The organism is Nocardia aurantia (assembly GCF_009604425.1).
GTDB classification, from domain to species: domain Bacteria; phylum Actinomycetota; class Actinomycetes; order Mycobacteriales; family Mycobacteriaceae; genus Nocardia; species Nocardia aurantia.
Map to the genome: position 1 here is coordinate 39,649 of NZ_WEGI01000005.1, position 19,477 is coordinate 59,125.

At 68.0% G+C, this 19,477-nt stretch carries 18 protein-coding genes, 1 tRNA gene, 1 other RNA gene and 1 pseudogene; 10 read left to right on the plus strand and 11 right to left on the minus strand.

Features of this window, described 5'->3' with window-relative positions:
* Positions 1–8: 8 nt before the first annotated feature.
* Positions 9–1,226 (plus strand): LLM class flavin-dependent oxidoreductase, encoded by a 1,218-nt coding sequence (locus NRB56_RS11990; RefSeq protein WP_153341499.1) that lies wholly within the window; start codon positions 9–11, stop codon positions 1,224–1,226.
* 65 nt (positions 1,227–1,291) lie between these two features.
* Here the strand turns inward: NRB56_RS11990 and NRB56_RS11995 are convergent, their stop codons facing one another.
* Positions 1,292–1,885 (minus strand): hypothetical protein, encoded by a 594-nt coding sequence (locus NRB56_RS11995; protein ID WP_153341501.1) that lies wholly within the window; start codon positions 1,883–1,885, stop codon positions 1,292–1,294.
* 125 nt (positions 1,886–2,010) lie between these two features.
* On the opposite strand from NRB56_RS11995, the gene NRB56_RS12000 reads away from it, so the two are divergent.
* Positions 2,011–2,535 (plus strand): PadR family transcriptional regulator, encoded by a 525-nt coding sequence (locus NRB56_RS12000; protein WP_153341503.1) that lies wholly within the window; start codon positions 2,011–2,013, stop codon positions 2,533–2,535.
* Between the two features lie 3 nt (positions 2,536–2,538).
* Here the strand turns inward: NRB56_RS12000 and NRB56_RS12005 are convergent, their stop codons facing one another.
* A complete protein-coding gene (locus tag NRB56_RS12005; RefSeq protein ID WP_153341505.1) occupies positions 2,539–3,114 on the minus strand; it encodes an HhH-GPD-type base excision DNA repair protein in 576 nt (191 codons plus the stop codon).
* A 149-nt stretch (positions 3,115–3,263) separates the two neighbouring features.
* Between NRB56_RS12005 and NRB56_RS12010 the strand changes: the two genes are divergently transcribed.
* Positions 3,264–3,911, plus strand: coding sequence for a hypothetical protein (locus NRB56_RS12010; RefSeq protein ID WP_153341507.1), 648 nt, complete (start codon positions 3,264–3,266; stop codon positions 3,909–3,911).
* Between the two features lie 55 nt (positions 3,912–3,966).
* On the opposite strand, the gene NRB56_RS12015 is transcribed toward NRB56_RS12010, so the two are convergent.
* Both NRB56_RS12015 and NRB56_RS12020 read right to left on the minus strand, forming a co-directional pair.
* Positions 3,967–4,051, minus strand: a tRNA-Ser gene (locus NRB56_RS12015).
* 63 nt (positions 4,052–4,114) lie between these two features.
* Complete coding sequence (locus tag NRB56_RS12020) at positions 4,115–5,086, minus strand: hypothetical protein (protein ID WP_153341509.1); 972 nt, start codon at positions 5,084–5,086, stop codon at positions 4,115–4,117.
* Between the two features lie 184 nt (positions 5,087–5,270).
* Between NRB56_RS12020 and ffs the strand changes: the two genes are divergently transcribed.
* Positions 5,271–5,365: signal recognition particle sRNA small type (gene ffs, locus NRB56_RS12025), an RNA gene on the plus strand.
* 165 nt (positions 5,366–5,530) lie between these two features.
* Positions 5,531–6,817 carry an aminotransferase class I/II-fold pyridoxal phosphate-dependent enzyme gene (locus NRB56_RS12030; protein ID WP_153341511.1) on the plus strand — a complete coding sequence of 429 codons (1,287 nt, stop codon included), beginning with the start codon at positions 5,531–5,533 and terminating at the stop codon, positions 6,815–6,817.
* Positions 6,818–6,876: 59 nt separating this feature from the next.
* Here the strand turns inward: NRB56_RS12030 and NRB56_RS12035 are convergent, their stop codons facing one another.
* Both NRB56_RS12035 and NRB56_RS12040 read right to left on the minus strand, forming a co-directional pair.
* On the minus strand, positions 6,877–7,701 hold the full coding sequence (locus NRB56_RS12035) for a methyltransferase domain-containing protein (protein ID WP_153341513.1): 825 nt from the start codon (positions 7,699–7,701) through the stop codon (positions 6,877–6,879).
* An 89-nt stretch (positions 7,702–7,790) separates the two neighbouring features.
* A complete protein-coding gene (locus NRB56_RS12040) occupies positions 7,791–9,311 on the minus strand; it encodes a WS/DGAT domain-containing protein (RefSeq protein ID WP_153341515.1) in 1,521 nt (506 codons plus the stop codon).
* Positions 9,312–9,449: 138 nt separating this feature from the next.
* Here NRB56_RS12040 and qcrB point away from each other — a divergent pair, with 138 nt between their 5' ends.
* Positions 9,450–11,087: a cytochrome bc1 complex cytochrome b subunit gene (gene qcrB, locus NRB56_RS12045; protein ID WP_153341517.1), complete on the plus strand. Its 1,638-nt coding sequence runs from the start codon at positions 9,450–9,452 to the stop codon at positions 11,085–11,087.
* Between the two features lie 93 nt (positions 11,088–11,180).
* Here qcrB and NRB56_RS12050 read toward each other — a convergent pair whose 3' ends face one another.
* Positions 11,181–11,390 carry a DUF397 domain-containing protein gene (locus tag NRB56_RS12050; RefSeq protein ID WP_319942878.1) on the minus strand — a complete coding sequence of 70 codons (210 nt, stop codon included), beginning with the start codon at positions 11,388–11,390 and terminating at the stop codon, positions 11,181–11,183.
* A gap of 404 nt (positions 11,391–11,794) precedes the next feature.
* Here NRB56_RS12050 and NRB56_RS40100 point away from each other — a divergent pair.
* The 3 genes and pseudogenes from NRB56_RS40100 to NRB56_RS12060 form a co-directional block, all read left to right on the plus strand.
* Positions 11,795–12,094 (plus strand): annotated as a pseudogene (locus NRB56_RS40100) (DUF309 domain-containing protein); the annotation flags it as partial.
* 129 nt (positions 12,095–12,223) lie between these two features.
* Positions 12,224–13,174 carry a tRNA glutamyl-Q(34) synthetase GluQRS gene (gene gluQRS, locus NRB56_RS12055; RefSeq protein WP_406603475.1) on the plus strand — a complete coding sequence of 317 codons (951 nt, stop codon included), beginning with the start codon at positions 12,224–12,226 and terminating at the stop codon, positions 13,172–13,174.
* 58 nt (positions 13,175–13,232) lie between these two features.
* A complete protein-coding gene (locus NRB56_RS12060; RefSeq protein ID WP_153341521.1) occupies positions 13,233–14,138 on the plus strand; it encodes an RDD family protein in 906 nt (301 codons plus the stop codon).
* Between the two features lie 64 nt (positions 14,139–14,202).
* On the opposite strand, the gene NRB56_RS12065 is transcribed toward NRB56_RS12060, so the two are convergent.
* On the minus strand, positions 14,203–14,727 hold the full coding sequence (locus NRB56_RS12065; protein WP_153341523.1) for a DUF4190 domain-containing protein: 525 nt from the start codon (positions 14,725–14,727) through the stop codon (positions 14,203–14,205).
* 154 nt (positions 14,728–14,881) lie between these two features.
* Here NRB56_RS12065 and NRB56_RS12070 point away from each other — a divergent pair, with 154 nt between their 5' ends.
* The gene (locus NRB56_RS12070; protein ID WP_264767020.1) at positions 14,882–15,559 is read left to right on the plus strand and encodes a queuosine precursor transporter; all 678 of its coding nucleotides are present in this window, start codon (positions 14,882–14,884) and stop codon (positions 15,557–15,559) included.
* A 49-nt stretch (positions 15,560–15,608) separates the two neighbouring features.
* On the opposite strand, the gene NRB56_RS12075 is transcribed toward NRB56_RS12070, so the two are convergent.
* The 3 genes from NRB56_RS12075 to NRB56_RS12085 all read right to left on the minus strand — a co-directional run bounded on the left by NRB56_RS12075 (position 15,609) and on the right by NRB56_RS12085 (position 19,476).
* Positions 15,609–16,184: a universal stress protein gene (locus tag NRB56_RS12075; RefSeq protein ID WP_319942880.1), complete on the minus strand. Its 576-nt coding sequence runs from the start codon at positions 16,182–16,184 to the stop codon at positions 15,609–15,611.
* Between the two features lie 125 nt (positions 16,185–16,309).
* Entirely contained in the window at positions 16,310–17,560 is a 1,251-nt protein-coding gene (gene tgt / locus NRB56_RS12080) for a tRNA guanosine(34) transglycosylase Tgt (protein WP_319942881.1), read from the minus strand.
* The gene (locus NRB56_RS12085) at positions 17,557–19,476 is read right to left on the minus strand and encodes an ABC transporter ATP-binding protein (protein ID WP_153341524.1); all 1,920 of its coding nucleotides are present in this window, start codon (positions 19,474–19,476) and stop codon (positions 17,557–17,559) included. Before NRB56_RS12085 ends, tgt begins: the two co-directional genes overlap by 4 nt.
* Position 19,477: the final 1 nt, after the last annotated feature.

The following is a 19,477-nucleotide window of genomic DNA, read 5'->3' on the forward strand; positions in this document are numbered from 1 at the left end:
AGTATCGGATGAGCCTGTCCTTCCACTGGTTCCTGCCCACCTACGGTGACTCCCGCAACCTCATGGCGGGCGGCCACGGCACCTCGATGGCCGGCGACCGGCCCGCGTCGCTGCGCTATCTGAACCAGATCGCCGGCGCCGCCGAGGAGAACGGCTTCGAGGGCGTGCTGACGCCGACCGGGGCCTGGTGCGAGGACGCGTGGCTGTCCACCGCGATGCTGGTGGAGACCACCGAAACCCTGAAGTTCCTGGTGGCTTTCCGGCCCGGCATCATCAGCCCGGTGCTGGCCGCGCAGATGGCGGGCACCTTCCAGCGGCATTCCCGGGGCCGCCTGCTGCTGAACGTGGTGACCGGCGGCGAGCCGCACGAGCAGCGCGCCTACGGCGACTTCCTGTCCAAGGAGGAGCGTTACGAGCGCACCGGCGAATTCCTGCATGTCGTGCGCGAACTCTGGCGGTCGCACGATCCGATCTCGTTCCAGGGCAAGCACATCCAGATCGAGAACGCGTTGCTCGCCAATCGGCCCGATCCGTTGCCGCCGATCTTCTTCGGCGGCTCCTCCGGTCCGGCGGGCCCGGTCGCGGCCCGATACGCCGACAGCTATCTGACCTGGGGCGAGCCGCTGTTCGCGGTGAGCAAGAAGCTGGAGTGGATCCGCGGCCTGGCCGTGGACCACGGCCGGGTACTCGACTACGGCCTGCGCATCCACGTCATCTCCCGCGACACCTCGGAACAGGCGTGGGCGGAAGCGGATCGGCTGTTGCAGGCGGTCGACCCCGCGGATATCGAACGGGTACAGGCGAATCTGGCGCAGAGCGAGTCGGAGGGCCAGCGGCGCATGCTGGAACTGCACGCCGGCTTCCGGGCGACGGCGGGGAGCGCCGGCACGGAAGGCTCCGGCCGGAAGCCGGACGGATACAGCTCCACGGAGCGGCTGGAGATCGCGCCCAATCTGTGGGCGGGCGTGGGCCTGGTCCGCGGCGGGGCCGGCACCGCGCTGGTCGGATCGCACGCGGAGGTCGCCGAGCGGCTGATCGAGTACTCCCGGCTGGGCATCAAGCACTTCATCCTCTCGGGGTATCCGCATGTGGAGGAGGCGTACTGGTTCGGTGAGGGCGTGCTGCCGATCCTGCGGCGCAAGGGCCTGTGGAACCATCCGGCACAGCGCCCGGCCGGCCCGGTGTCGACCCCCTTCGCCACCGCGCTGACCGCGTCCAGCAGTTAGATTCCGCCACAACGCAATTCGGCCGCCGGTCCGCATGTGCGGACCGGCGGCCGACGACGTGTCACTCACTCCGCCGGCGCGGCCGTCGGCAGGTTCGCCGGGTCGATCCCGAGCCGCCGCTGCACGACCTTCGGGTACCGGACCGTGAAAATCGCCGCGGCCGTGAAGAATCCGACCTTGCAGATCACCAGCAGCGGCACGTTGTGCGGCGCCCAGTGCTGCAGCACGGCCAGCACCACCGCGTCGATGGTGAAGCACAGCGCCCAGACCGTCGTGATCACGATGTTGATCCGCCGGAAAACCGCAGTGCTCGCGACGAATTCGCTGACCGAGCGCCGCGCGATACCGATGGTGAACGGCTGCCCGGCGGCCAGCCCGGCCCAGGCGGTGATCGCCAGCCAGCCGATCGCCAGTGAGGTGCCGTAACGCAGGACCGCCAGATGCGGCGCCACCAGGGTCAGCACACTCAGGACGGCCATGTAGGCGGCGCTGGAGGCGTCGAGAATCATGGCGTCCCACGGAGTTCCCTTGCGCCGATCGTCGATCAGCAGCAGCACCGCCGCCGTCAGACCGGCCAGCGCGCCGGCCCGCTCGTCGAAGCCGCTGACCACCGCCAGCAGGATCCAGGGCAGGAAGGTCCGGGCGTAGTACTTCAGCATTGTCGGTGCCTCTCAGCGCTCGAGCCCTGCGGCTCGACGTTCCATGTGTGACAGGTCGACAGTAGAAGAGCACCGCCCGACATGTCAATACTGATATGTCAGCTCTGATCTGTTAGATTTGGGGTATGAGTTTGCGACACGGCGTCCTGGGCCTGCTGGCCGAACTCGAGCACGCCAGCGGCTACGACCTGATGAAGATCTTCGACGTCTCCCTGGCCGGGGTCTGGCCGGCCACCCAGAGCCAGTTGTACACGGAGCTGGGCAAACTCACCGCCGACGGCCTCATCGAGGTCGCCGCCGAGGGCGCCCGCGGCAAGAAGGAGTACCGCATCACCGCAGCCGGCCGGGAAGAGTTGCGGCACTGGCTCGTCGAGGTCCCCCCGCGCCGCCCCGTGCGCGACGAGACCTTACTGCGCATGTTCTTCCTCGGCCAGGTGGAACCGGACCAGGCCCGGCACTATCTGCTGCGCGGCGTCGACTATCTGAACGAGCAGCTGGAGAAGCTGGAAGCCGATGAGCGGAACATCAATTGGGGCGACGACAATCTGTCGCGCTACGGCCACATGGTGATGGAGTACGGCAAGCGCTACATGACGCTGCGCCGCGACTGGCAGGCCGAGACCGCGGACCGCATCGCCCCCGGGGAGTAGGTCCTATTTCTTGGCCGCGGCCTTCGCCTGCTTCTTGAAAGCCCTTACCTGCGCGAGCGATTCGGCGTCGACGACATCGGCCACCGACCGCGTCGATCCCTCGTCCCCGTAGGCCCCCGCCACCTCACGCCACCCCGCGGGCTGCACCCCGCGCTGTTTTCCCAGCAGCGCCAAGAAGATTCGCGCCTTCTGATCCCCGAACCCGGGCAGCGCCCGCAACCGCCGCAACACCTCTTTACCGTCCGGATCCCCGTCGGTCCAGATCTTGGACACCACTCCGTCGTAGTTGTCCACGACGTACCGGGCCAGCTCCTGCACCCGCCGCGCCATCGACCGCCCGTACCGGTGAATGGCCGGCGGCGTCGCCCCCAACTCCTCGAACGCCTCCGGATCGGCCTCCGCGATGCGGCGCAGATCGAACCCGTCCATCCGCTCCGCGATCTTGTGCGGCCCCCGGAAGGCATGCTCCATCGGGAACTGCTGATCCAGCAGCATCCCCGTCAACAACGCGAAATCGTTCGTCGACAACAATGTGTCGGCCTCCGGCTCCTGCGCGAGGCACAGCATGCGGCTCACCATGCACTCGATCATCTCATTCCACCCCCGCCGCGCCGAACACCACCTGCCGCACCGGAACGACCCCGAATTGTACGGTGACGAGAACAGCCCGACCGCTTCATGAACAACGTTCACCGACCTATCGGACCCCATACCGGTTGGAGAACACCATGGCCGTCGAACAGCCCGCGCCGGAGCCGTCACCGCAAACCCCGGCCGATCCGAGCCCGCCGCCCGACCCCCGCAACGACACCCTGCGCGGCGCACGCGCCGCGACCCTGACCGCGATACTGGTCGCCATCATCTCCAGCGTCGTCGCCGCGGGTTCGGCCGTCTATGTCAGTGTCCACGGCGCCGACCGCTCGGAGCACCAGGCTCTTGCCGAAGCGATCCACTCCGACCGCGAGAAGATCTACAGCGCTTACCTGGCCTCGTATTTCGACGTCCTGAAAGAAATCAGCACCCTACAGGGCCACCTCCGGGTAGGCCTGCCCCACGAAACGGTAGCCACCCGATATCAGGCCTTCGTCGACCGATCCGTGGAGTTCTACGCGGCCTCCACCATGCTCATGCTGGTGGCGAGCGAGGAAGTGATCGACCCCGTGGCCAAAATCTCCTCCGCATTCCTGGAATTCGTCACACGCTACAGCGATTTCGCCCTGAAATACCTCGCCCCCAACGCCCCCGGCGCCGACGACCCAACGGGCTGGGCGCAGGACTCCGCCGCCCTGTCCACCGTCATCGCCGGCGTTCTGACGAAACAACAGGACCTGATCACGCCCCTGCTGCTCCAGGGCCGCGCCGACCTGGGCCGTTAGCCCGGCGGAAACGACTCGGCCCGGGGCTGCGTGCGCAGTCCCGGGCCGGTCTCGGCGGAGGATAGGGGATTTGAACCCCTGAGGGCGTTAACCCAACCCGCGTTCCAGGCGAGCGCCATAGGCCACTAGGCGAATCCTCCGTCGAGCAATATACCGGTTGACCCCCGGTTCTCGGCAAATGGGCCGGTCGGCGGGGGTGGGGACTACTTGTGGAGGGTGGTGAAGATCTTCTTCAGCTGGTCGGTGCAGGTGTTGGCGACCGTGGTGGTGTTGAGGCTGCCCGGGTCGGAATGGACGCGGAGTTCGACCTTGGCCGAGAGGTTGGAGTCCAGGGCCGCGCAGGTGTAGTCGAGGACCACGAAGGACGAGTAGTTGGTCTGTTCGGAGGCGTAGTAGGCCTGCTGGCCGATACCGGTCAGGGCGCCGGAGGAGCGACCGGAGCCGGTGGTGCGGGTATCCGAATCGTGCCAGGAGTTGTACTGCGGCGGGCCGTAGTCGCTGGCGAAGGTGGCGCCGGCGCTCAGGGTGGCGTCGTTGCTGCCGTATTTGCCGGCGCCGCTGTAGCGGGCGGAGCAGTTCAGGGAGCCGCCGTCGTAGCTGGTGGGCTGGCGTTCGGTGTGTTCGGGAGAGCCGGCGGTGGGGGCCCATTTCTGCAGGACGGTCGGGTCGACCATGGCGCAGGCGTTGTTGTTGGCCTTGGTGATGACGTAGTTGCCGTCGTGTTTGCCACCGGAGCCGCCGATGGCGGCGGAGCCGGATTTGTGGCCGAGTGCCACCAGGCCGACCACGCCGGCCACGATCAGCAGGATCACCACCGCGACCACGGCGATGATCACGCCGTTGTTGCTCTTCTTCGGCGGCATGGCGCCGTAGTGCGGCATGGGGGCGCCGTATTGGGGCATCGCGCCGTATTGCGGCGGCGGGGGCGGGACCGTGCCGAACTGCTGTGCCGGGTAGGCCGGCTGCTGGGGGTAGCCGGGCTGGGAATAGGGCGGCGGCGGCGCGCTCGGGTAGGCCGGTGGCGGCGCCTGGAAGCCGCCGAGCACGGTCGGTTCGGTGCCGGTGACCGGAGCTCCCGGGGTGCTGCCGGCGGGCGGGGTCGACCACCATTGCACGGTTTCGTTGGGGTTCCCGTCGCCGGGATTTCCGTCCTGCGGCGGGTTGCTGCGTGTCACTTGCTCGGTTCCTCCCCGGTCGAAACGCGGTGCTCCGCGACGAATCTGTCGAAAAAGCGGATTTCCGCGGCGAACTTCGCTGCGATCGTAACCAGTACGAGGACATACGTCTCGGGCTCGACCCCCCGCTCGTGGTCGTGATCGGCCGTGCGGAAGGCACCCTCCGGACGCTGCTACACTGGCCGACGGATCCCGCGCGGCGAGCATCCTGTGAATCCCCCCAGGGCCGGAAGGCAGCAAGGGTCAACGGGCTCTGCCGGGTGCGCGGGGTCCCCTTATTTTTCCGCCGCGGTAGGGGTGCGGCGCTCGGGCCCGCCCGGCATCTCCGCCGCACAGCGGCCCGACATCTCCGTCGCGGGGGCCCGGACCGGCGAGTAACGTGGTCCGCTGGACCGGCCACGAAGCCGGTCGTCGACCACATCGCCGTTGGAAAGGCCACCCCAGATGCCCCGGCAGACGCAGATCGGTTTGATGAGCCATGCGGAACTCGTATCCGAATACGAGACGCAGACCGCGAACTACGCGAAGCTCCAGACCGAGAAGCTGACGCTGGACCTCACCCGGGGTAAGCCCGCGCCGGAACAACTGGATCTGTCCGCCGACTTACTCTCGCTGCCCGGCTCCGGCGACTACCGCGACGCCACGGGCACCGACTGCCGCAATTACGGTGGGCAGCAAGGACTTCCGGAGTTGCGAGCCATCTTCGGCGAACTGCTCGGCATCCCGGCGGCGAATCTGCTGGCGGGCAACAACTCCAGCCTCGCGCTGATGCACGACGTGCTGACGTTCGCGCTGCTGCACGGCACCGCCGATTCGGCCGGCCGCTGGGTCGACGAGCCCGTCAAGATGATCTGCCCCGCACCGGGTTACGACCGGCACTTCGCGCTGAGCCAGTCGCTGGGGATCGAGATGATCCCGGTCCCCATCGGCCACGACGGCCCGGACGTGCACGCCATCGCGGCCCTGGTGGCCGGGGATCCGCAGATCAAGGGCCTGTGGGTGGTGCCGAACTATTCCAACCCGACCGGTGTCACGCTGTCGGAGGAGGTCGCCCGCGAGCTGGTGTCGATGCCGGCCGCGGCGCCCGACTTCCGGCTGTTCTGGGACAACGCCTACGCCGTGCACCCGCTGACCGACCTCGCCGATCCGGTGCTGGACGTGCTCGGCCTGGCCGCCGCCGCGGGAAATCCGAACCGCCCCTTCGTCTTCGCCTCCACCTCGAAGATCACCTTCGCGGGTTCCGGCGTCAGCTTCCTCGGCGGCTCGACCGCGAACCTGAGCTGGTATCTGAAGCACGCCGGCGTGCAGAGCATCGGCCCGGACAAGATCAACCAGCTGCGCCACGTGCGGTTCTTCAAGGATGCCGAGGGCGTGCGCGCGCACATGCAGAAGCACCGCGCCCTGCTGGAGCCGAAGTTCGCCCTGGTGCTGCGCATCCTCGAGGAGCGGCTGGGACCGTCGAAGGTCGCGTCCTGGACCGAGCCCAAGGGCGGCTACTTCATCAGCCTCGACGTGCTGGAGGGCACCGCCGCGCGCACCATCGCGCTGGCGAAGGAGGCCGGAATCGCGCTGACCGCAGCCGGTTCCGCCTTCCCCTACGGTAAGGACCCGGAGGACAAGAACATTCGCATCGCCCCCAGCTTCCCATCGCTGACGGATCTGGAGACCGCGATGGACGGGCTGGCCACCTGTGTGCTGCTCGCGGCCACCGAGAAGCACATCGGCGACTGACATCCGAACGGCCCGCCGGTTTCTCATCGCGAGCCGGCGGGCCGTGTCGGCGGTACGGACTACTCCGGTTTGTGGGCGAGCACCGCGAAGACGGTCACCGACAGATGGATGTCGCCGGTGCGGGCGCCCATCGCCAGATCGGTCAGCAGCCGCTCGCGCTGCGGTTCGGTGATTGCGCCGCGGGCGACCGCCATCGCGGAGATCCGGCCGACCAGCGCGCCGGCGCCGGCACTCGGATCCTGGACCAGCGCATGCGAGGCCACCTCGTCGACGACCAGGCCCGCCTGGGTGAGCAACCCGGACAACCGGCGGCCGGAGAACGGCTGGGTGGTGCTCGCGATCAGCGTCTCGACCACCTCGTGCACGACGTGCCGGTCGCCCGGGTGCACGATCGCGGTGCCCCAGTCGCTGTCCATCAGCACGACCCGCCCACCGGGGCGCAGCACCCGCGCGATCTCCGCGGTGGCCCGGGCGGGGGCCGTCAGATGCTGGAACACGCGCTCGCACAGGGCGACATCGACGGAGTCCGTGCCGAAGGGCAGTCCGTAGGCGTCGCCGGAGACGAAACGCGCGGCCGAACCCGCCTGTGCCGCACGGCGTTCCGCGGCCAGACGCAGATCCGGATCCGGTTCCACGCCGATCGCGGCGCCGGTCGGGCCGACCGCGCCGGCGAATGCCAGTACCTCCGAACCGGTTCCGGAGCCGATGTCGACGGCGCTCTCGCCCGGTGCGGCGGCGAGGGCCTCGTGGGCCCAGGTCCGGAGCCGGTGGATGCCGGGGAGGGTCGCCCGCAGGTCGCGGACGTCGACGAGCTGGTCGTAACCCTCTCGGTCGAAGTGGTCCGGACGCAGGCCGGGAAACGAGGTGCTGGAGGTGGGCGCCATGGATGTGACCGTTCTGTCTTTCGGCACCGTTGCCACGGGGGGTGTAGCCAGAGTGTCAGGCATGGGCCCACCCTACGCGCGCCCGCATGCTACCCGCCGGTTCGACTGTGGTATGGGTCACGCGGCGCGGCGGCGAGCGCGACCACCCGGGTCAGCGCGGTGTCCAGCGCCGCGGCGTAGTCGTCCAGGTCGGGCAGCGCGTCCGGATCGGCGTGCAGCGACACCGTGATCGTGTCACCGAGACCGTGCACGCCGTGCGTCAGGTGCATGACCGCGCCCAGGGCCGGGAAACCGGCGGTGAACCGGACCGGCGCGCCCGCACAGGTCAGATCCGCCGCGCCGCGATGGACGCTGGAGACGACGGTGTGCGCGGACAGCTTCGCCGGGACCGTGCCGAGCGGGAAGGCGGCGATGTCGCGGCGCAGAACCGGTGCCGGGAGCGCGGCGGTGGCCCGATCGGGTGCGCGGAGCAGCGGATGAGCGGCCCGGATCCGGCGGGCCGCGAGCGTGGCGGCGATCAGCTCGGTGCGCCGGTGCGGATCGTTTTCGTCGCAGTGCAATTCGACGGCGACATCCCGATAGTTGTTGCGCTGCAACGCGTTCGATGCGGGCAGCGCCACGGACACCTGAGCGGCGAGCTCCCCCGGCGCCTCGCCGCGTCCGGCCAGGTAGGCAGGCAGAGCCTCCGCGATCGCGGCCAGCACCAGCGCGGTCACCGTGCGGCCGGGTACCCGCAGGTCGGCACGGACCAGCATCCGCACCGCGTGCCGCGCCGGAGCCGGCGGCCGGTTCAGCACCGTCGGCGCGAATTCTCCACCCGGCGGCGGTATTTCGCCTCGCGCCGTCCGCTCGGCCAGCTCCCGGCGAGCCCGTTCGGCGGCGATGCCACGAACGACGGTGCGCGCCACGCCGACAGGCAGCGCCGCCAGCGCTCTCCCCTCGATCGCCCACCCGGCGAGGTCACGGCCCCGCACGGCGACCACGGCCGATGCACGCCCGAACCACGTGCCGCCGAAGCCCGTCGCACTCCTCCGTACATCGAGCCGACGCCGGCCGACCCCGGCACCGGTCGGCACGGTGTCCGGGCTTCCGACTTCGCTCGCCGCACTCCGGTCCTCGACGACCGAACCGTCATCCGACCCGGTGTCGGCCGAACCGAATACCGCGCGGGCGATCTCGGCGGCGCGGCGGCCGTCGGCGAGTGCGTGGGAGAGTTGCAGGACCACGACCAGCGCCGGGCCGTCACCACCGGGGGCGCCGGTCACGTGCCGGAACAGGTGCAGCCGCCAGGCCTGCCGCTCGGCGGCCACTCCGTCGGCGAGCAAATCGCTGAGCGCTGCGCCGACCGAGGTCCAATCGGATTGCGGCAGTGGATGTTCGGCGATCTGTTCGGCGGCGATCCCGCACGGCACCCAGCGCGGATAGGCGAAGCGGTACTCGCGCAGCCGGATTCGCAGGTCGGCGACGGCCGCGCAGCGGGCGAGCAGGGTGGCGCGCAGCGTGTCCGGGGTGCAGCCGGGTTCGTCGAAGCAGTACAGCAGGAACAGGTCGTTGCGGGCCCGCCGGGACAGCCAGTGGCGGATCGCGTCCGAGGGGGCGAGCGTGGGCATGCCGCCGACGATAGCCACCACATTCGGAGTGCGCGATTCGCCTCGGCTGCCGGGGCCCGCGAAACCCATCGCTCCCGGTCACGATGAGTGCTACGCTCTGTAGTAGAAGATTTCCACGCTCTCGAGTGGGTGACTGCCATGGCAGTATCAGAGGTCATCGCCCGCAGTCTCGCCGGACAGGCGGACTCCGCGGACCAGCGCTACCGGGCGGCGAATTTCGCCAAACGATCCATCAACAAGGTCTTTCCGACGCACTGGTCGTTCCTGCTCGGCGAGATCGCGCTCTACAGTTTCGTCATCCTGATCCTGTCCGGGATCTATCTGACGCTGTTCTTCGACCCCTCGATGTCCGAGGTGGTCTACGACGGCGCCTACCAGCCGTTACGCGGCGTCGGCATGTCGCGGGCCTACGAGACGGCGCTGAACATCAGCTTCGAGGTGCGCGGCGGGTTGTTCGTGCGGCAGGTACACCATTGGGCCGCACTGCTGTTCGCGACGTCGATGGTCGTGCACCTGTGCCGGATCTTCTTCACCGGCGCCTTCCGCAAACCGCGCGAGGCGAATTGGGTGATCGGCTCGGTACTGCTGATCATCGCGATGTTCGAGGGGTTCTTCGGCTACTCGCTGCCCGACGACCTGCTGTCCGGCACGGGCCTGCGCGCCGCGTTCGCGGGTATCACGCTCGGCACCCCGGTGGTCGGCACCTGGTTGCACTGGCTGATGTTCGGCGGCGACTTCCCCGGCACGATCATCATCCCGCGGCTGTACATCGCCCATGTACTGCTGTTCCCGGGCATCATGGTGGCGCTGGTGGCCGCGCACATCGCGCTGGTCTGGTACCAGAAACACACCCAGTTCCCGGGGCCGGCACGCACGGAGCGGAACGTGGTCGGCACCCGCATCGTGCCGGTGTTCGCCTTCGACCAGGGCGCGTTCTTCATGCTGACCCTCGGCGTACTCGCGTTCATGGGCGGCCTGCTGCAGATCAATCCGATCTGGAACCTGGGTCCGTACAACCCCGCTCAGGTCTCGGCCGGTACCCAGCCGGACTTCTACCTGATGTGGACCGACGGATTCCTGCGACTGTTCCCGGCCTGGGAGCTCTACCTGTTCGGGCATACCGTGCCCGGCTCGTTCGCGGTGGCGATCCTGATGCCGCTGCTGTTCGGGCTGTTGATCGGCTACCCGTGGATCGAGAAGCGGCTCACCCGGGACCGCGCGGCGCACAATCTGCTGCAGCGGCCACGCGATGCGCCCGTGCGCACGGCGATCGGCGCGATGGCGCTGGCCTTCTACGCCGTCCTGACGCTGGCCTGCGTCAACGACATCATCGCGCTGAAGTTCGACATTTCGCTGAACGCGACGACCTGGATCTTCCGGATCGGATTGCTGGTGGTACCCCCACTGGCCTATTTCGCCGCCTATCGACTGTGCCTCGCCCTGCAGCGTTCCGATCGGGCGGTGCTGGCGCACGGCATCGAAACCGGGATCATCCGGCGGTTGCCGGACGGCGAATACCTCGAGTTGCATCAGCCGCTGGGGCCGGTCGATGAACGCGGCCACGCTATTCCGCTGGCATACCGGGGCGCGGCGATCCCGAAGAAGATGAACGAACTGGGACTGTCCGGTAAACCGGGCAGCGGGAGCTTCTTCCGGGCCGATCCGGAGCCGGAAATCGAGCTGCTGCAGGGTAATGCACATACACAGGAATCTCGCAGGCTCGCGGTGCTGCGGCGAGCGCAGGAAATGACGGCCGATGATCCGGCCGAAAATTGAGCACCCGGACTGAAACAATTGATAGAATCACGGAATATCGCGACCGGCCCCGGGCCGGACAGCCCGGGGCCGGTGCCGCACGGCACGGGGGGCTCAGGCCCGGCCGAACATCCCGCCGGTCACCTCGGCGACGAAGGTGTCCCACTCGCCGGGGGTGAAGGCCAGGATCGGGCCACGACCACGGTCTTTGGTGTCGCGCACCGCGATATTGTCGTCGCCCAGAAAAGCGACCTCCACGCAGTTTCCGTCGGGACCACTGTATGAACTCTTTCGCCACACAGCACTGGTCACGTCGACCTTCACAGCTATAGCTCCTTCGCTACATCGAGAATACGAGTTTGCCCTGGCCAATCATTCGATCTTGTCCCCGGGGACTCCTGCCGAGCACCGGAATCCCGGGGATGCGCCATGGTGGTGGTGTGTGTACAACTGCCGCTCGCGACGGCCGCGCACATCCACCGGTTTTCACTTTGCGGAGTGTTGCCCGCCGTGTTGCACACTAGCAGGTTTTCACAGTCGCGCCAGGGACAGTTTTCGCGTTCACCGGCCGAAGATCCGGACATATCCGGACCGCGATTGGTTTGCGGACAAATTGCTTATCTAAATACAAGATCGATACAGCGGAGCGTGGGTAATTGCCGGGTTCGCGCGCGCGAGTGGCTCGTACCGGATATTCACGATCCGGCGCCGGCGGGCAGAATGGTCCGGTGAGCGAACGCGACCGAGACGACGCCGGGCATGCCCGGAATGCCCGGCCCCGCGACCGGCTCGGTCGCCCCCTGCCGCCGGGTAGCGTCGGCGTCCCCCGCATCCCGGAAGACCTCCAGCTAACCTCCCGGCAAACCTTGGACTACGCGCAGCGGCTGCTGGACGACGGCACCGCGTTCCACGCACACGAGGTCCTGGAGGCCGCGTGGAAGAACGGTCCGATTGCCGAGAAGATGCTGTGGCAGGGTCTGGCCCAGTACGCGGTCGGGCTGACCCATATCCAGCGGGGTAACCCGAAGGGAGCGCGGCTGCTGCTCGAGCGTGCCGTCGGCCGCCTGACCGCCGCCGAACCGGTTCCCTACGACATCGACGCCGCCGGCCTGATCGCCCGCGCGCGAGAGCTGCTGGCGGAACTCGCGGCCGGTCGGCTGCCCACGCAGTCGCGACTGCACCCGCCGCTGCGGCGGCCGGTCCCGGGGGCGGGGCGATTCGCCCCGAGCCCCTCGGGCGATCTGCATCTCGGCAATCTGCGTACCGCGCTGCTGGCATGGCTGTTCGCCCGGTCGACCGGGCGCGAATTCGGTATCCGGGTGGAGGATCTGGATCGGGACCGGTCCCGGCCCGAGATCGCCGAGCGGCAACTCGCCGACCTCGCCGCGATCGGGCTGGACTGGGACGGTCCGGTGGTGTGGCAGTCGCAACGGCTGTCGCGGCACCACGCCGCCACGGAACGACTGACCGCGGCCGGCCTCACCTACGAATGTTATTGCACGCGAAAGGAGATTCAGCAGGCCGCGACCGCTCCGCACGGACCGCTGGGCGCCTATCCCGGAACCTGTCGCGAGCTGAGCGCGGCCGAACGGGCCGCCCGCAGCGCCGACGGCAGGCCGGCGGCGCTGCGATTGCGTTCGGAGGTCACCGAATTCGACATCATCGACGAAATACACGGGCACTATCGAGGTCTCGTGGACGATTTCGTGTTGCGTCGCGGAGACGGCACGCCCGCATACAATCTCGCGGTCGTCGTCGACGACAGCGAACAGGACTTCGATCACGTGGTGCGCGGCGACGACCTGCTACCCGCCACACCGCGGCAGGCCTATCTGGCGACCCTGCTCGGATTCGAGGTGCCCCGATACGCCCATGTCCCATTGGTTCTCAACAGCGAGGGCAAGCGATTGGCCAAACGGGACGGGGCCGTCACCCTCGCCGATCGGCTCGCCGCCGGCGAGACCGCCGAGCAGGTCACGGCGCTGCTGGCCGGCTCGATCGCGCCGGCCGCCCGCACCACAGCAGAGTTGCTCCGGACATTCGATCCGGAAACGTTGTCGCACTCGCCGTGGATATTGGAACCGATCGGCTTGTTGCGACGCGGTTGATATCCGTAACGTAGCCGGTCGATACCAGCACGTCCATTCAGCATCGAGGATTCCTGATATGACCAATGGTGGGTACGATCCCAACCAACCTCCCGGCGGACAGTCCTTTGGGCAACCGTATCCGCAAGGCGGACAGCAGTATTCGGATCAGTCCGGCTACGGGCAGCAGCAACAGCCGTACGGACAGCAGCCGGGTTACGGCCAGCCGCAGTACGCGCCGGGCGGGCAGCAGCCCGGTCAGCCGTACGGTCAGCAACAGCCCTACGGGCAGCAGCCGGGTTACGGACAGCAGCCGCCGCAGCAGGATCCGTACGGGCAGCAGCCCTACGGACAGCAGCAACCGTACGGTCAGCAGCCGGGCTACGGACAGCAGCCACCGCAGCAGGATCCGTACGGTCAGCAGCCCGGTTACGGACAGCAGCCACCGCAGCAGGATCCGTACGGTCAGCAGGCGGCCTACGGGCAGCAGCAGCCGGCCTACGCGCCCTACCCGCAGCAGTTCGGCCAGCCGCTGAACCTGCCCCCGGGCGCCCATCCCGCCGAACTCGGCATCCGGTTCGCGGCGCGGCTCATCGACGGCATCGTCGTCGCGATCCCGTCCTACATCGTCAGCTTCCTGCTGCTGCTTGCCATCGGCAACAGCGGCCTGATCAGCAGGTTCCTGCTGCCGATCCTGGTCTCGGTGCTCGGCGTGCTGTACTACATCGGCCTGGAGACCCAGCTCGGGGCGACGCTGGGTAAGAAGGCACTGGGTCTGCGCGTGATCGGTCCCGACGGCAACAACCTCGACGCGGGCTCGTCGCTGAAGCGGAATCTGTTCCTGCTCACCGGCATCGTTCCCTGCATCGGCAGCATCGCGTCGCTGGTGCTGGTCATCCGGATCGCGATGACGATCTCCTCGGATCCGAACCACCAGGGCTGGCACGACAAGTTCGCCGGCGGCGCCGTGGTGGTCAAGGGCTGATCTCCGGCCCGGCACCCGTGGGGCGCATCCGAATTCGGATGCGCCCCTTGTCGTTTCACGTGGATCAGTTGACGGCCATATCGATGACGACGATGATGAGCGTCAGGATGATGCCGATCGACCCGATGATGATCCCGGCGAGGGCCATGCCGCGGCCCTGGCCGCCGCGCTCCTTGATCTGGTTCAGCGCGGTGAAACCACAGATGATGCCCGCGATCCCCGCCGGGCAGCAGAACAACCCCACGATCGAGAGCACGAGCGCGGCGATCGCCATGCCGTTGTTGCCCTGCGCCGGCTGCTGATATCCCGGATACGGCGCGTACCCGGATCCCGGCTGCTGCCCGTACCCGGGCTGCCCGTACCCGGGCTGGCCATACTGTGGCGGCGCCTGGTACGGCGGCGGGCTCGGATAGGACGGATACTGCTGCGGCGGCGGCGTGACCGGCGGCTGCTGCTGATACTGCGGGGCCGAGGGGTAGCCGCCCGGCGGGGCGGGCGGCGGTGGTTCGGACCGTCCACCGGACTCAGGGGAGACCCCCTCGCCACCGTATTGCTTCCACCACTCGTCGGAATCGCCGGGATTCGTCATTGACTCAGCCTATTCCACAGCGCCGACGTGCAGGTATCGTCCACACCTCGTGAGTGAGACACAACTACCCGCAACCCCGACGGACAACGACCGGCCTGGGCGCCCCGAGACCGAACACGCGGCTTTCGCGAAGGTCTCGGGGAGTGCATACACCCTGATCGTGGCCCTGTTCACGACCGTCCTGATGATCTCCAACATCTGCGCGACCAAGGGTGTGCAGTTCTTCGGAACCCATCACGTATCGCTGGGCCCGATCGATATCCTGCCGATCACCACCGACGGCGCCTTCTTCCTGTTCCCCCTGGCCTACGTCATCGGCGACATCCTCAGCGAGGTATACGGCTTCAAGGCCGCGCGCCGGACCATCTACTACGGCTTCGGCATGCTCGCCCTGATGGTGATCTGTTTCTGGATCGCGATCGGGCTGCCCAAGGCCGATTTCTACGACAACCAGGACGCCTTCCGGACCGTGGTCGGCACCACCCCGCAGCTGGTCGCCGCCGGCTTCGCGGGCTATGTCATCGGGCAGTTCCTCAACTCCGCCACGCTCGTCCTGATCAAGGAGCGCACGAAGGAGAAGCATCTGTGGGCACGCCTGCTGGGCTCCACCGTGGCCGGTGAGTTCGGCGACACGCTCGTGTTCTGCTCCCTCGCGGCCACCGCGATCGGGATCAACACCTGGGGCGCGTTCATCAACTACGTCATCGTGGGCTTCGTCTGGAAGACCATGTGCGAGGTGTTCATCATGCCGATCAGCTACCGCTGCATCGCCTATCTGAAGAAGCACGAGCCGAGCTACGCACCGCTCGATCGGCCCGCGCTGTTCAGCTGACCCCACCGGCACGACGATCCGGCACCTGGGCAGCCGAGTGCCGGATCGACTACGCGGTGCCCACCGAGCGCACGACCGCATCCGGCAGCAGCGCGCCCGAATGCCGCCGGAGCGGCAGCCACGAGGCCAGCCGGGAGCCCGACCGTTCCAGCTCGCGCTGCAACTCCGGCTTCGGCACCACCAGCACCGGACAGACCGCCCGGCGGGTCAGCCGCGTCGCCACCGGCCGCCGCAGCCCGCGGGACAGCCGGCCGCCACCGGAACCCACCACCAGCAGATCGTCCGGCTGATCCGCGCAGGCGAGCAGGGCCTCGACCGGTTCGCCGCGAATCAGTTCGGCCCGCAGCGGCACGCCGGGGTCGATCCCGGCGAAGGCGTCGTCGAGCGCCGCGAGCAGGCGGGCACGGGCCGCCGAACGGGCCACGTCCAGCAGTTCCGGGCAGGGGTATCGGGATTGCGCGTACTCCCCGCCGGGCGGCGCCCAGGCCAGCACGGCCACCACCTCCGCCTCCGGCCGGCGCCGCGCCTGCGCCACGGCTCGATGCAGAGCGGCCAGGCTACCGAGCGATCCGCTCACCCCGACGACGATGCGCGGGAACAACCGCGGGACATACTGTGCCGACACCCGGACCCTCCAGAACTCCAGAACCCACCGGAATGCCCTTGCTACCGGCGGCGGGGCGACCCGTGGAACTGCCGAAATATTACCTCTCTGTTAATTTCCGGGGCCAGGCCCGCGGCGTATCTCGGCTAGTGAGGTTGACGACTGCCCTGCCAGCGGCCCAGCGCCTCGGCCTTGAATTCGTCGTACCGGCCGTTGTCGATGCTGTCCCGGATCCGGTCCACGAGCCGAATGGTGAAGCGCTCGTTGTGAATCGTGCACAGCGTGGCCGCCAGCATCTCCTTGGCCTTGAAGAGATGGTGGATGTACGCACGGGTGTAGTTCGCGCAGGTGTAGCAGTCGCAGGTCTCGTCGATCGGGGTGAAATCGCGCCGGAATCGACTGGTGTTGATGTTGAATCGCCCGTCGTCCACATAGATCGCGGCATTGCGCGCCACCCGCGACGGGTTCACGCAGTCGAAGGTGTCGGCGCCGTTCTCGACGGCCGCGAAGAAATCCTCCGGCTCGCTGATACCCAGCAGATGCCGCGGTTTGTGTTCGGGCAGTTCGGCACAGCACCAGCCGACGATCGTGCCGAGATTGCTCTTCTCCAGCGCGCCGCCGATCCCGTACCCGTCGAATTCCGAGCCGTCGAATTCCGTTCCGCTGCCGCCACGCATCGCCGCCAGATCGCGACATGCCTTGCGGCGCAGGTCTTCGTACTGCGCGCCCTGGATCACCGCGAACAGCGCCTGGTACGGGCGGTGTTTGCGTGCGGCACTGAGTCTTTCGTGCTCGTCCAGGCAGCGCTGCGCCCACTCGTGCGTGCGCTGCAGCGACTTCTCCTGATAGCCACGGGTGTTCATCAGGGTGGTCAGTTCGTCGAAGGCGAACATCACGTCGGCACCCAGTTCGTGCTGGATGCGCATCGAAACCTCGGGTGTGAAGCGGTGTTTCGAGCCGTCCAGGTGGGAGCGGAAGGTGACGCCGTCGTCGTCGACGACGGCCAGGCGCTCCTTGCCCTTCGCGACGACGTCGTCGCGCTGCACGCCGACCGACTCCATCGCCAGCACCTTCTTGAAACCGACCCCGAGCGACATCACCTGGAAGCCACCGCTGTCGGTGAAGGTCGGGCCCGGCCAGTTCATGAACCGGCCCAGGCCCCCGGCCTCGTCCACGATGTCCGAACCCGGTTGCAGGTACAGGTGATAGGCGTTGGCCAGCAACGCCTGTGCGCCGATCTCCCGCATGGTCTCCGGCAGCACCGCCTTCACCGTCGCCTTCGTGCCGACCGGCACGAAGGCGGGGGTGGCGATGCGGCCGTGCGGCGTGGTCAGCACACCGGTCCGGCCGTGCCGTCCGTCGAGCCGGGTGCCGACCTCGAAACCGAAGTCGGTCACTGGACCTCGACCGCCTCCGCGCCGACCGCCGCGCCCGCGAACTGCGCGTTGTACAGCTCGCGGTACGGGCCGCGGGCCGCCAGCAACTGGCGGTGCGAGCCCTGTTCGACGATCCGGCCCTTGTCCATCACCACGATCAGATCCGCGTCGCGGATCGTGGAGAGCCGGTGCGCGATCACGAAACTGGTTCGATCGCGGCGCAATTCGGCCATCGCGTGCTGCACCAGCAGTTCGGTGCGGGTGTCGACGGAGCTGGTGGCCTCGTCGAGGATCAGGATCGACGGCTTGGCCAGGAAGGCGCGGGCGATCGTGATCAGCTGCTTCTCACCCGCGCTGACCCCCGAACCCTCCTCGTCCAGCACGGTGTCGTAGCCGTGCGGCAGCGCGTGCACGAACCGGTCCACGTAGGCGGCCTTGGCCGCGGCGAGGATCTCCTCCTCCGACGCGTTGGGATGGCCGTATGCGATGTTCTCCCGGATCGTGCCGCCGAACAGCCAGGTGTCCTGCAACACCATGCCGATCCGGGACCGCAGCCGGTCGCGGGTGATGTCGGTGATGTTCACGCCGTCGATGGTGATGGCGCCGGAGTCGATCTCGTAGAACCGCTCCAGCAGATTCACCAGCGTGGTCTTGCCGGCGCCGGTGTGGCCGACGATGGCGACCACGTGGCCGGGCTCGGCGACCAGCGACAGATCCTCGATGATCGGGGTGTCGGGCTCGTAGCCGAAACCGACGTGCTCGAAGGCCACCCGGCCACGCTCCAGCGGGCGCAGATCCTCCTCGGCCGGATCCGGTTGCTGCTCCTCGGCGTCCAGGATCTCGAAGATCCGCTCGGCTGAGGCCACGCCGGACTGCAACAGGTTGATCATCGCGCCGACCTGCATCAGCGGCGCGCTGAACTGCCGCGAGTACATGATGAACGCCTGCACCTCGCCCAGCGACAGGCTGCCGGTCGCCACCTTCAGGCCGCCGACCACGGCGATCAGCACGTAGTTGATGTTCCCGAGCAGGGTCATCGTCGGCATGATCAGGCCGGAGATGAACTGGGCGCGGAAACTGGACTGGTACAGCTTCTCGTTGCGCTGATCGAACTCCTGGCCGACCTCCCGGATGCGGCCGAAGGCGCTGATCACCTCGTGGCCGGTGAACGCCTCCTCGACCTGCGCGTTCACCAGACCGGTGTACTTCCACTGGTCGATGAAGTGCGGCTTGGACCGCTTGGCGATCAGGGTGGTCACCCAGATCGCGGCCGGCAGCGTCACCAGCGCGATCAGGGCCAGCGTCGGCGAGATCCAGAACATCATGGACAGCAGGCCGATGACCGAGAGCACCTGGATCACCAGCTGATTCATGGTCTGCTGCAGGCTCTGCGAGATGTTGTCGACGTCGTTGGTGACGCGGGACAGCACGTCGCCGCGCGGGGTCGAGTCGAAGTAGCTCAGCGGCAGCCGGTGGATCTTGTCCTCGATGTCGGCGCGCAGGCGCTTCACCGTCCGGTTGATCACCTCGTTGATCAGGTAGCCCTGCAACCAGGTGAACACCGACGCCACCACGTAGAGCGTCAGCACCAGCGCCAGCACCCGGCCCACCGCGCCGAAATCGATTCCGGCGCCGGGGATCACGTCCATCCCGCGGAGCATGTCGGCGAGCCGGTTCTGCCCCTGGTCGCGCAGCCCCGCGATCGCCTGATCCTTGGTGAGACCGGCCGGCAACTGCTTGCCGATCACCCCGTCGAAGATCAGGTTGGTGGCCCTGCCGAGGATCTGCGGGCCCAGCGTGTTGAGCACCACGGCCGTCGTCGCGAGGACGAAAATGATTGCGAGATAGACCTTCTCGGGCGCCAGCCGGACGGCCAGCCGCCGCAGCGACGGCCCGAACGACTTGGCCTTGGTCCCCGGCGCCCCCGGTCCCGGCATC